Source organism: uncultured Ruegeria sp., from assembly GCF_947497005.1.
Taxonomy (GTDB): Bacteria; Pseudomonadota; Alphaproteobacteria; order Rhodobacterales; family Rhodobacteraceae; genus Ruegeria.
Genome location: NZ_CANMFF010000011.1, coordinates 39,263 through 51,262, shown reverse-complemented (window position 1 = coordinate 51,262; position 12,000 = coordinate 39,263). Strand labels below are relative to the sequence as shown.

General features: G+C 59.2%; 10 protein-coding genes. 7 read left to right on the top strand and 3 right to left on the bottom strand.

Annotated features, from left to right (window positions below):
* Positions 1-97 precede the first annotated feature (97 nt).
* A complete protein-coding gene (locus tag Q0816_RS15945) occupies positions 98-1,369 on the top strand; it encodes an FAD-binding oxidoreductase (RefSeq protein ID WP_298852304.1) in 1,272 nt (423 codons plus the stop codon).
* Positions 1,370-1,371: 2 nt separating this feature from the next.
* Here the strand turns inward: Q0816_RS15945 and Q0816_RS15940 are convergent, their stop codons facing one another.
* On the bottom strand, positions 1,372-2,073 hold the full coding sequence (locus Q0816_RS15940; protein WP_298852302.1) for an SDR family oxidoreductase: 702 nt from the start codon (positions 2,071-2,073) through the stop codon (positions 1,372-1,374).
* Positions 2,074-2,176: 103 nt separating this feature from the next.
* Between Q0816_RS15940 and Q0816_RS15935 the strand changes: the two genes are divergently transcribed.
* Positions 2,177-3,028, top strand: coding sequence for a LysR substrate-binding domain-containing protein (locus Q0816_RS15935; protein WP_298852298.1), 852 nt, complete (start codon positions 2,177-2,179; stop codon positions 3,026-3,028).
* On the opposite strand, the gene Q0816_RS15930 is transcribed toward Q0816_RS15935, so the two are convergent.
* The gene (locus Q0816_RS15930; protein WP_298852295.1) at positions 3,019-3,921 is read right to left on the bottom strand and encodes a LysR family transcriptional regulator; all 903 of its coding nucleotides are present in this window, start codon (positions 3,919-3,921) and stop codon (positions 3,019-3,021) included. The two genes, Q0816_RS15935 and Q0816_RS15930, sit on opposite strands and share 10 nt — an antisense overlap.
* Before the next feature lie 75 nt (positions 3,922-3,996).
* Between Q0816_RS15930 and Q0816_RS15925 the strand changes: the two genes are divergently transcribed.
* The 5 genes from Q0816_RS15925 (at position 3,997) to Q0816_RS15905 (ending at position 11,170) form a co-directional block, all read left to right on the top strand.
* Positions 3,997-7,209, top strand: a complete 3,213-nt coding sequence (locus Q0816_RS15925; RefSeq protein WP_298852293.1) for a 2Fe-2S iron-sulfur cluster-binding protein — start codon at positions 3,997-3,999, stop codon at positions 7,207-7,209.
* A gap of 125 nt (positions 7,210-7,334) precedes the next feature.
* Entirely contained in the window at positions 7,335-8,201 is an 867-nt protein-coding gene (locus Q0816_RS15920) for a xanthine dehydrogenase family protein subunit M (protein ID WP_298852291.1), read from the top strand.
* Positions 8,198-8,677: a (2Fe-2S)-binding protein gene (locus Q0816_RS15915; RefSeq protein ID WP_298852289.1), complete on the top strand. Its 480-nt coding sequence runs from the start codon at positions 8,198-8,200 to the stop codon at positions 8,675-8,677. Before Q0816_RS15920 ends, Q0816_RS15915 begins: the two co-directional genes overlap by 4 nt.
* Positions 8,677-10,932 (top strand): xanthine dehydrogenase family protein molybdopterin-binding subunit, encoded by a 2,256-nt coding sequence (locus Q0816_RS15910; protein WP_298852285.1) that lies wholly within the window; start codon positions 8,677-8,679, stop codon positions 10,930-10,932. The genes Q0816_RS15915 and Q0816_RS15910 overlap by 1 nt, the downstream gene beginning before the upstream one ends.
* Positions 10,925-11,170 (top strand): MoaD/ThiS family protein, encoded by a 246-nt coding sequence (locus Q0816_RS15905; protein ID WP_298852283.1) that lies wholly within the window; start codon positions 10,925-10,927, stop codon positions 11,168-11,170. The genes Q0816_RS15910 and Q0816_RS15905 overlap by 8 nt, the downstream gene beginning before the upstream one ends.
* Here Q0816_RS15905 and Q0816_RS15900 read toward each other — a convergent pair.
* Positions 11,167-11,871 (bottom strand): DUF374 domain-containing protein, encoded by a 705-nt coding sequence (locus Q0816_RS15900; RefSeq protein ID WP_298852281.1) that lies wholly within the window; start codon positions 11,869-11,871, stop codon positions 11,167-11,169. The two genes, Q0816_RS15905 and Q0816_RS15900, sit on opposite strands and share 4 nt — an antisense overlap.
* Positions 11,872-12,000: the final 129 nt, after the last annotated feature.

The window sequence follows — 12,000 nt, the reverse complement described above, 5'->3', positions numbered from 1 at the left end:
TGCGGGGTCTTTTTCTTCGTGACCACCCGGATAAATGGCCGCTTGCAAAGGGGTGGTATCGGTATGATGATCCGCCGAAAAGATTCAGAGGCCCAACGTGAACGATCCCGAACATGCCCTGTGGCGGACCACTTGCGCCGAGGCGGTTACAGCTCCGCCTCTGACCGCTGACGCTACGGTTGATCTGGCCGTCATTGGTGGCGGATACACCGGATGTTCAGCGGCTTTGGCGGCAGCCCGCGCCGGTGCCTCGGTCTGTTTGCTGGAGGCTCAGGAGATCGGGTATGGCGGATCGGGTCGCAATGTGGGTCTGGTCAATGCCGGGTTGTGGCTACCACCAGTCGACATCCGCGCGCATATCGGTACAGAGGTGGGAGACCGCCTGATCGATTTGCTGGCCAAAGCTCCGTCAGACGTTTTTTCCTTGATCGAAGAACACGGCATCGCATGTGAGCCTGTGCGCAACGGAACACTCCATTGCGCGCATTCCGCCTCTGGGTTGAAGGACCTGCAAAAGCGTCATGAACAGCTGAGAGTGGTCGGTGCGCCGGTGGAGTTGGTGTCAGCGGACCAGGCCTTTGAACGGACCGGCAGCGCAGCTTTTCACGGTGCCTTGTTCGATCCGCGTGCAGGAACAATACAGCCTCTGGCCTATGCGGTGGGTTTGGCGCGTGCGGCGTCACAGGTGGGGGCCCAGATACATGCGCAAAGCCCTGTACAGGCGATGCAACATCAAGGCAGTCAGTGGGTCCTGACGACACCGGGTGGGAAAGTTCGTGCCAAATCGGTCATCCAGGCAACAAATGCCTATCATCTTGCGTTACCGGATACCGCGCCTGCCTATGTGCCGGTCTACTACTTCCAATACGCTACGACCCCTTTGTCCCACAACTTGCGCGCCAGCATTCTGCCGCAGGAAGAAGGGTGCTGGGACACCGGGCTGGTCATGACGTCTTTCCGACTGGATCAGGCGGGCCGGATGATTATTGGTGGCATGGGCGATCTGGGAAATGCGGGCCAAGGTGCACATTCTGGCTGGGTTCGACGCAAGCTGGCCGAGCTCTATCCGCAGCTGGCTGATCAGCCATTTGAACAGGGATGGCACGGGCGCATCGCGATGACTTCAGATCACATCCCGAAGATCACGCAGATTGGCCCCAACGCTTTGGCTGCGCACGGGTATTCAGGGCGCGGCATCGGACCGGGCACGGTGTTCGGTCGCATGATGGCCGAAAGCCTTCTGGCGGATGACCTCTCTCTCTTGCCGGTTCCAGCCGTGTCCGAGCATCACGAAAGCTGGACACGCGTGCGCCGCGCCTTTTTCGAATCCGGCGCGGCACTGACACATCTGATAAAGGCGCGGTTCTGAGTTCAGACAGACCGGGTGATACCCCCATCCACCCGGATATTCTGCCCGGTGATATACCCGCCCCCTGCTGATGCCAGCAAAGCGACGACCGAGGCAATCTCGTCATAGCTGCGCCCATAGCGCCCCATCGGGATGCGGCTGCGGAACTCTTCTTTTTCGGGCAGGCTGTCGATGAAGCCCGGCAGGACATTGTTCATGCGGATATTATCGGCAGCGTATTTGTCCGAGAACAGCTTGGTGAAGGCGGCCAGTCCGGCCCGAAAAATGCCCGAGGTTGGAAATACCGGGTCGGGCTCAAACGCGGCAAAGGTTGAGATATTGATGATCGAGCCGCCACCTTGTGCCTGCATGATCGGGGTCACCAGCCGTGTCGGACGGACCGCGTTCAGGAAATAGACGTCCATGCCGGTGTGCCAGTCCTCATCCGTCAGCTCAAGGACCGGGGCACGGGGACCGTGACCGGCGGAATTGACCAGAACGTCAACGCGCCCCCAATGGGCCATAGCTGCATCGACAAGCTTCTGTAAGTTCTCGGTGGATTGGTTCGAGCCGGTAACGCCGACGCCACCCAGCTCATGCGCCAAGGCTTCGCCTTTGCCCGAGGCGGACAGAATGCCCACTTTATATCCGTCCGCCGCCAGCCTCCGCGCGGAATCCGCACCCATGCCGCTGCCGCCTGCGGTAATTAGAGCTACTTTTTCCATCTGATCTCTCCGTTTTCATTTGATCCCAAGATGGCTGCCGAAGCCCGGTTTGACCAATCAGTTCTGCTAGCTTTATGCTGTAGAAAATCTACAGGACAAAACCATGGCAGCCCTTCCACCCCTGAACGCCTTGCGGGCTTTCGAAGCTTCCGCACGTCACTTGAATTTTCGACTGGCCGCCGAGGAATTGGGCGTGACCCAAGGTGCCGTCGCGCAGCAGGTGCGCGGGCTTGAGGCGCGACTGGACGAAGTGCTATTTGATCGTCTGCCACGCGGCTTGAGGCTGACCGAAGCCGGGCGCAGGATTCATGCTCCTTTGCGCCGGGCCTTCAGATTGATCGAAGAAGCTGTAGAAGAATTATCTCCGGATCGTCGGATCATTTTGTCAGTCACACCCAGCTTTGCCTCGAAATGGTTGGTGCCGCGATTGTCGGGGTTCACCGACCTGCATCCGGATATCTCGGTTCAGGTGGATGCGCGCGAACGTCTGGCAGATTTCAAATCGGACGGGGTTGATCTGGCGGTCAGGCAGGGCAGGGCACCCTTTGGGTCTGAACTGGATGCTGTGCCATTATTCTCAACCGAATTCATCCCGGTGTGCAGCCCTGCCATCGCTCGGCAAGTCACCAATCCCAGCGATCTGCTGGGACAAGTGCTGCTGAATGATACTCACGGGCTGTGGCCCTTGTTTCTGGAACGGGTGGGCGTAAGTGGCAAGCCTCGGATGATGAGCTTCAGTCAAACCAGTCTGGCTATTGATGCCGCACTTTCGGGCCAGGGAATTGCGCTGGCCAACGCGCCGCTGGTCGCGCCTGAGGTTGTCGCAGGACGCCTTGTCCAACCGCTGGAGGACGTCTTGATTGAAGATCTGGGATTTTACGTTGTCGCGCCGCGCAAGCCGCGTCAGCCACAACTGGTCGATATCATGCGCAGCTGGCTGTTGTCTCAGGTCTGAAGGGTGGCCGCGATGGCTTCGATTCGGGCGCGTAACCAGCGGTGCGCGGGGTCGTTGGTCGATCTTTGATGCCAGACCATGTAGATGGACACAGGTGCGCACTCGAAAGGCAGTGGCGCGCAATCCAGCGCAGCCAGCGGACCTTGCTTCATTAGTGCGGTGTCTGTCGAGATCAGGTCGCTGCCCTGCACGAAGGCCGGGATTGCGTTGAAATGCGGCAGGGTCACAACCGCTGGCCTGATCTGGCTTTGATCAACGCCGCGCATGACGGCGCGGGCGTTGCGGCCATCAGCAAAGCGCACCTCGACATGTTCGCTGTCGCAATAGGCCTGCCAACTGTCCGGCGGTCTTCGTTGTGCGGCGTCATAGAACACCATCAGAGGGCTGGTCATCAGGCGTTTCTGAAAGATATCCGGCCCGTCCGGCGGCAGCGGCGTCAGCATCAACTGGCACCGGTCACTGCGCAGCAGATCGAGGCCCGGCACGCCGGAGGCGATGAATTCCAACCGCAGACCTGCGCCTTCAGCGCGGGTTTCGCGAAGCAGCTGCGGAAAGATCAAATCGCGCGGCATGTCATTGGTGGCAATGCGGAAATCGATCTGTTCAGACAGTAGGTCGAATGGCCGTCCTTCGGTTAGCGCGCGCATCCCATCCAGCACTTTCTGCGCAGGCTCTTTCAGGGACAGGGCGCGTTCAGTCGGGGTCAGGCCTTGTCCGGAACGGACAAACAGTGGGTCGCCCAACACTGTTCTCAGTTTAGCCAGTGTATGGCTGATCGCCGATTGCGTGACACCTAACCGGTCCGCGGCTTTTGAGACAGAGCTTTCCTCGAGAATGGTAAGAAACGTGCGCAGGACTTTGCCGTCCAGATCAGTGAAATCAATTCTTCTCATATCGTTTATGATTAAGCATGAATGGTTTTGCTGTCCATGGCGGGTTAGGGGTCGTGCAGCATCAGGAGGCATACGATGGGGATCCGCTTTTTCTCGGATAAAAACCGACCCGTTCACATGGGTCGTTACCCACTGGAACGGCTGGCCCGGCAGGATGACATGCCTGACCTGTCGCTTTTACCTTCAATGCCCGACCTGAGTTTTCACCGTCCGGAACAACCCGACAGCATCGTCAACGCGATGGGAGAGTTTCAGGCGATGATGGACGCCATCCGCGACGGGCTGGTGAACCCGGTTGCGTCAGAGATTCCATCAGACCCACTTGAGCGTGCCAACCATATGAAAGCATTTGGATATTTCAACGATGCGTCGATGATGGGCTGCGGACATTTGCCTTCTGATGCATTGCTGAATGAACCGCGCCGCAATCCCGATATCGATCGGCTTGCCCATGCGTTGCGCACCCGGCAGACCAAAACACTGGCCTCCGGGATCGACATTATCATGGCCGATCTAAAAGACAGTATGGAGGCCGCGCCCAAGCCGATGGGCAGCCATCGACACAGCATTGTCTTTTTGTATGAACACAATCGCGACCCCGACCCGTCTGAACCCGGTGCGGATTGGATAATCGACGCGCAGGATCACCGGGCCTGCCTGCTGGCGACCGAGAACGCGGTGGTTATTGCCAACTATATCCGCCTGCTGGGTTTTGATGCACGGGCGCATAGCATGATGTCGACCGAAGTTGATCTGGGCAAGCTGGCTGTGGCCAGCGGGCTGGCCTCAATTGAAGGTGGCGAGATCGTCGCGCCATGGCTGGGCAAGCGTTTTGGTCTGGCCGCTGTGACAACCGAGATGCCGATTACCCATGACCGACCGCTTCAGCCTATGGCGCAACAGCCGTGGTTTCAGACGCAGGGCCCAGCCTGGTGGTTGGGAGCGGGCTTTGCCAAGAATGCCCTTAACCGCGATCCTTATACAAAACGGCGCTATGTGGATGGGGCGCATCCCTTCGAGAAGCTCAAGCGGGTCGAGACCCCTACTACTTATATCGACGAAGCCAATGTCGCTCGCGTTCCCAAACGCGCCGATATGTTCGCCCGTGCCCAATTCGGGGATATGGGCAGATCGCTGCAAGACGCTGCGAAAGGTGGATATTACGTCCGCAAGGCCGCGCCCAGCTTTGCGCAACGCCGCGCTTTGGGGGCCTTCGTGCTGTTACAGGATGGCGAAAGCACGGATGTGCCCCTGCCAACTGATGCCCAACGAAATGCAGCAAATATCAAGGCAGCGACCTATTTCCTGGGAGTCGATGCCGTGGGCCTCAGCCGGTGTCCCGAATGGGCGTGGTATTCCCATGACGCAACGGGCGAAGAAATCGTGCCGCCCCATGATCAGGCCATCAGCATGATCATCGATCAGGGCTATGAAACGATGGAAGGTGCCAGCGGCGATGACTGGATCAGCGTCGCCCAATCCATGCGTGCCTATCTGCGATTCTCGTTGCTCGGGGGTGTGATTGCCCAGCAAATCCGTAACCTGGGTTACAAGGCCAAGGCTCATACGGTGATGGATGGCGAGGTTCTGCAACCTCCGCTGCTGTTGCTGTCTGGTCTGGGTGAGGTCAGCCGGATTGGTGAGGTCATTCTGAACCCCTACCTTGGCCCACGCCTGAAATCCGGTGCAGTGACTTCAGATATGCCGATGGATCATGACCAGCCTATTGATTTCGGCCTGCAAAGCTTTTGCGAAAGCTGCAACAAATGCGCGCGCGAATGCCCCTCGGGCGCGATCACCGCCGGGCCGAAACTGATGTTCAACGGCTATGAAATCTGGAAATCCGACAGCCAGAAATGCGCCACTTACCGCGTAACAACGCCGGGTGGCGCGATGTGCGGGCGATGCATGAAGACTTGCCCATGGAACCTCGAAGGCATCTTCAAGGAACGCCCGTTTCGCTGGGCCGCGATGAACATCCCCTCTGCTGCGCCTGCACTGGCCAAACTGGACGACGCAGTCGGCAACGGTGGCCTGAACGACATCAAGAAATGGTGGTGGGATATCGAGCTTCAGCCCGACGGTGCCTATCGCCCAACATCTCATCCGCTGAACCGGCGCGATCTGCAAAAAGACCTGGACCTGAAATACGAGAATCAGACGCTGGCTGTCTATCCGGCCTATCTGGCGCCGCACCCGTGGCCTTATCCGTTCGCAATGGATCGTGAGGCCGGGATTGCCGCCTACGAGGCCATGGTCACGGCCGATGAGTACAAGGCGCGCAAAGCGACTGGCGATATGACGATCATCCACCGTTACCAGATTGCCGGTGACGCGCCGGTGATGCGGGTTGCGGTGACCAAAGTCGACAAAATGACTGCGGATGTAACGAAATATGAATTCTCACCACTGGACGGTGCGCCCCTGCCGGGATGGACAGCGGGCGCACATCTGGACGTATTGGTCGCACCGGAATTCCTGCGGCAATATTCCATGTCCGGAGATCCGTCGGATCGCGCAACCTATCAGATCGGAGTGCTGCGCGAGGATGAAGGGCGCGGCGGGTCGGCCCTGCTGCATCGTATTTTCAATGAAGGGCGCAAGGTGTTCATCTCGAAACCGATCAACCACTTTGAACTGGATGAAACGGCAACCAAAACCTTCCTTATGGGCGGCGGCATCGGCATCACTCCGATGATTGCCTTTGCCCATCGCCTGCACGCTTTGGGTCAGGAGTTCGAGTTGCACTACTCAGCCAGCACCCGGGACGGGGCAGGGTATCTGGCGGATCTGGCCGCGATGCCTTGGGCAGATCGCGTTCACTACCATTTCTCGGATGAAGGTACCCGCGCCGATATGGATGCGATCTTGTCGGGGCACAAGGAGGGCTGGCACGTCTACACCTGCGGTCCCGACCGTTACATGGATGGGGTGATACAAGCGGCAGAGCGGCAAGGTTTCCCTGAGGAGGCGCGGCATCTCGAATATTTCTCGGTTCCCGACACGCCCGAATATGAAAACCACCCGTTTTCTCTGAAGCTTTCGCAATCGGGCCGGACATTGCCAGTACCAGCCGAGAAAGATGCCGCGCAAGTTCTGAATGAGGCCGGTTTTCACGTTGATGTGAAATGCTCGGACGGCATCTGCGGGGTGTGTAAATGCAGTGTTCTTTCAGGTGAGGTCGAGCACCGGGATTTCGTTTTGTCCAGAAAACAGCGCGAAGGAGCCATGATCCTGTGTCAAAGCCGCGCTGCGGAACCGGACGGGGTGATCGAAATCGATCTCTGAACCCTGCCTAAAAGCGACATCTGAAAATTGAATTTTGGTCGTTCGGCCCATGGACGCCGGGTGAGGCGTGAATTAACGTCGCCGCGAACCCAGATATTCCTGACAAACAGGTACGAGGTAGCTTCATGAATTATCACAGCCCCGCCAGCTTTGCCGAAGCTTCGGCTCTGGCCGCAAACGCGACGGGCATCACACGCTTTTTGGCAGGCGGTACCGATGTACTGGTGCAGCTGCGCTCGGAACTGGTGACGCCTGACACACTGATCGATATCAAGAAAATCAACGGGGTACACGACATCACCCGCAATGCCGATGGCAGCTGGACGCTGGGCGTGGCCACAACCGGTGCAGAGATGAGCGAGCACCCAGAGCTCGGCAAGGATTGGCCCGGCGTGGTCGAGGCGATGGACCTGATCGGCTCGACGCAAGTGCAGGGACGTGCGACGCTGACCGGAAACCTGTGCAACGGATCACCGGCGGCTGATTCCGTTCCTGCCATGGTTGCAGCTGGTGTGACAGTCACGGTCACCGGACCGGATGGCATGCGTGAGGTCGCGGTCGAAGACATTCCGACCGGTCCCGGCAAGACCTCATTGACCAAGGGTGAGGTGGTCTCGGCCGTCAACATCCCCGCCCGCGGCGACAATGCAGGCGATGCGTATTTGCGCTTCATCCCGCGCACCGAAATGGACATCGCAGTGGTCGGCGTTGGTGTAGACTTGCGGCTGGACGGCGATACTATCACCGAGGCCCGCGTTGCGCTGGGCGCGGTCGCTCCGACCGTTCTGCTGGTTGAGGACTGCGCCAAGGCCATCCTTGGCAGCACTTTGGACGATGCGGCCCTGGATGCACTGGCCGCTGCCGCGTCTGCGGCCTGCAACCCAATTGACGACAAGCGCGGCACGATCGAATTCCGTACCGAAGTCGCTGGCGTTTTGGCCAAACGCGCCGCGAAAATCGCCTATGCCCGCGCAAAGGGAGAAAACGCATGAGCAAGCTCCACGTATCCACCACCGTGAACGGAGACGCGGTTGAATACCTCTGTGACCCGCGCGAAACCCTGCTGGACTGTCTGCGCGACAAGCTGAACCTGACCGGCGCGAAAGAGGGCTGCGGCACCGGTGATTGCGGTGCCTGTTCTGTCACAGTTGATGGCCGTCTGGTCTGTTCCTGCCTGATGCTGGGGGTCGAGGCCGAGGGTAAGCAGATCGCTACTGTTGAAGGCATCGCCGAGGGCGACGTTCTGCATCCGCTGCAACAGAAGATGATCGAATACGCCGCGCTTCAATGCGGCATCTGTACACCAGGCATTCTGGTGGCGGCCAAATCGCTGCTGGAAAAGAACCCGAACCCGACCGAGGAAGAGACCCGGTATTGGCTGGCAGGCAATCTTTGCCGTTGTACCGGCTACGACAAAATCATTCGCGCCGTAATGGATACGGCCGCTGAATTGCGGGAGGCGTCATAATGGCTCTGGACGATCGTAAATCGGATTTCACATTTGTTGGCACCCGTCCAAACCGTCCTGACGGTCTGGATAAAGTCACAGGTCGCGCCAAGTTCGGTGCGGATATCTCGGCCCCGGGTATGTTGCACGGCGCTGTTTTGCGATCCCCGCATGCCCATGCGCGGATCGTGAAGATCGATACGTCGAAGGCCGAGGCACATAAGGATGTCAAAGCCGTCGTGACCCGCGCGGATTTTGCGGAAGTGCCTTTCAAACCCGGTCTGGAAGGCGAATTCTGGAATGTTCTGGAAAACGTCATGGCTGGCGAGAAAGCTCTTTACGACGGCCACGCGGTGGCTGCGATTGCGGCATCCTCTGCCCTGGCTGCGCGTGACGCACTCAAGCTGATCGAAGTTGAATACGATGTGCTGTCACACGTCACCGATGTGGACAAGGCAATGGCCCCAGACGCGCCGGTGATCCGTGAAGGTGCTGCGGACTATTCCGTGCCGGAAGGGATGCATCCCAATGTGGTTCGCTATCACGAAAGCGGCCATGGTGATGTCGAGGCTGGCTTTTCAGAGGCCGATCTGGTGACCGAAGACAGCTTTGTCACCGAGGCGACCCATCAGGGCTATATCGAACCCCACGCCTGTCTGGGTATGCTGGGCAATGACGGCAAGGGTGAGCTGTGGTGCACCACACAAGGCCACTGGATTGCGCAGAAGACCTGTGCTGCGTTGCTGGGCATCGAAACGTCGCAGCTGCGCGTTACTGCGTCCGAGATCGGCGGTGGGTTTGGCGGCAAGACGACTGTGTTCATCGAACCTGTCGCGCTGGCGCTGAGCCGCAAGGCCAACCGTCCGGTCAAGATCGTGATGACCCGGTCCGAGGTGTTCCGCGCCACCGGACCGACCTCATCTGCGTCGATGGATATCAAGATCGGCATGAAGAAGGACGGCACCATTACGGCGGCCCAAGGCGTCTTCCGTCTCCAAGGCGGGGCCTTTCCGGGTGCGCCCGGTGATATGACTGCGATGTGCGCCTTTGCGCCTTACAACCTGACCAACGTCAAGCAAATCGGATACGACGTGATGTCGAACCGGCCAAAACAGGCGGCGTACCGAGCTCCGGGCGCGCCGATGGGGGCGTTTGCGGTTGAATCGGTGATTGATGAGCTGTGCAACAAGCTGGGTCTAGACCCGGTCGATGTACGCCTGAAGAATGCCGCGCATGAGGGTACCAAGGCCAGCTATGGCCCGACTTATGAGCGTATCGGTCTGGTCGAAACGCTGGAAGCCGCCAAGGCGCACCCGCATTACACGGCACCGCTGAAGCCGGGGCAGGGGCGCGGGATTTCCTGTGGCTTCTGGTTCAACCATGGTGGTGAGACCAGTGTGTCCTTGGCCTTGTCCGAAGATGGCTCGGCACAGCTGATGGTTGGTACACCGGACATTGGTGGCTCGCGCGCATCCATGGCACTGATGGCGGCCGAAGTGTTGGGCATCCCGTATGAGAATATCCGGGTCACCGTCGCTGATACCGCTTCGCTGGGATATAACGACGTCAGCCATGGTTCCCGGGTGACTTATGCGTCGGGTCTCGCGACTATCAAAGCGGCCAAACACGCGGTTGAACGGCTGTGTGAACGTGCAGCGACCAAGTGGGGTATCCCGACTGATGCGGTGAAATGGGAAGACGGCTGCGCGGTGCCTTCGGGCCCCAACGCAGGTGATTTCGATCCGATGCCGCTGGCCGATATCACTGCCGATATGGGCTCCACCGGCGGCCCGATCTCGGGCCATTTCGAAGCGACCCCGGAAGGTGCTGGCGTGTCCTTTGGCACCCATATTGTCGATGCCGAGGTCGATCCGGAAACCGGGAAAACCTGCGTCACACGCTATACGGTCATTCAGGATGCCGGTAAGGCGATCCACCCGACCTATGTCGAGGGCCAGTATCAGGGTGGCGCCGCGCAGGGTATCGGCTGGGCGTTGAACGAGGAATATGTCTATGGCGAAGATGGACGCCTACAGAACTCGATCTTCCTCGACTACCGCATCCCGGTCGCAAGTGACCTGCCGATGATCGACACGGTGATCGTCGAAGTGCCAAACCCCGGCCACCCGTTTGGTGTGCGCGGTGTGGGCGAGACGGGTATCGTGCCGCCTCTGGCCGCCATCGCAAACGCGGTGTCGAACGCAGCTGGTGTGCGGATGAAGCAACTGCCGATGTCCCCGCCGCGTATTCTGGCCGCGCTCAAGGGTAATGGTTGAGGTCCATCTCTGGTCCGGCCTCCGGTCACTGACCGGGGGCCAGCAGGTGGTTGAGGTCAAAGCCAAAACCACCGGAGAGCTGTTGCGTGCCCTTGTCCACGCTCACCCGCAACTGCAGGCGCCCATTGATGCCGGGGTCTCCATCGCGATTGATGGTCGTGTAATTGCGACGGGTTTGACCGAACCGATCCCCGAAGGCAGCGAAGTCTATCTGATGCAACGCCTGAGGGGCGGTTAGGCTCTGGGGAACCACGGCTCACGCCCGACCATGCGATCGGCTTCCGCGGTGATGTCGTTCATGTGCTGTTCAAGGTTCAGGCGTAGCGCTTCGAATCCCTCTTCGCTCGCTTTGCGCGGAACCGCTTCGGTCCACTCGCGGCAGAGAAACACTCCTTGATTGCGCCAAGGGCGGGGCATCAGCAGGCGATCCCATGTTCCCGCTTCGCGACCGTGTGTCGCGGAAAAAGTAATGCAGAACACTCGCTTGCCTGATGTGCGGGCCCAAACCAGTGGCACGGTTGACAACACCCGCTCTGGCCCGCGTGGCCCGTCTGCGGCGATACCGATGGAAATACCCTGTTTCATCTTCCCCAGCACTTCGCGTGACAAAGCAACGTGCCGCTTGTGGCTGGACATGGCAATCGTATCCATGCCGAACAGTTGCTGCACCCGGCCCACCATGCTGCCCGCTCGTGCGGAAGACGTGATCGAACAGATACGACCCTTGTCCAACGGAAAAAAATACGGCGATTGCGCCAGCCGTTGGTGCCAGAGCACAACGATGACCGGTTCACCCTGTTCGGCCAATTGGTCCAGCTCTTCATACCCGATGCGCTGCCAGCGCGTGTTGCGGTGGACCAGCCGGATGTAACTGGCAATCCAACGTGCCACCCAGTTCAGCACGATTTCGCTGTCTGCGATTTTCTTGCGGAGGTTCACGCGGGGTTCCTTTTGCTGACCGGACCTTGTCTTATCGCACTGCACATTTTGCGCAACTTGTTTGTCGGATCAGATAGTGGTGTGGAATCTAAAAAAGCCTCTTGAGTCCGCCGCGCGGCTGGCATATCT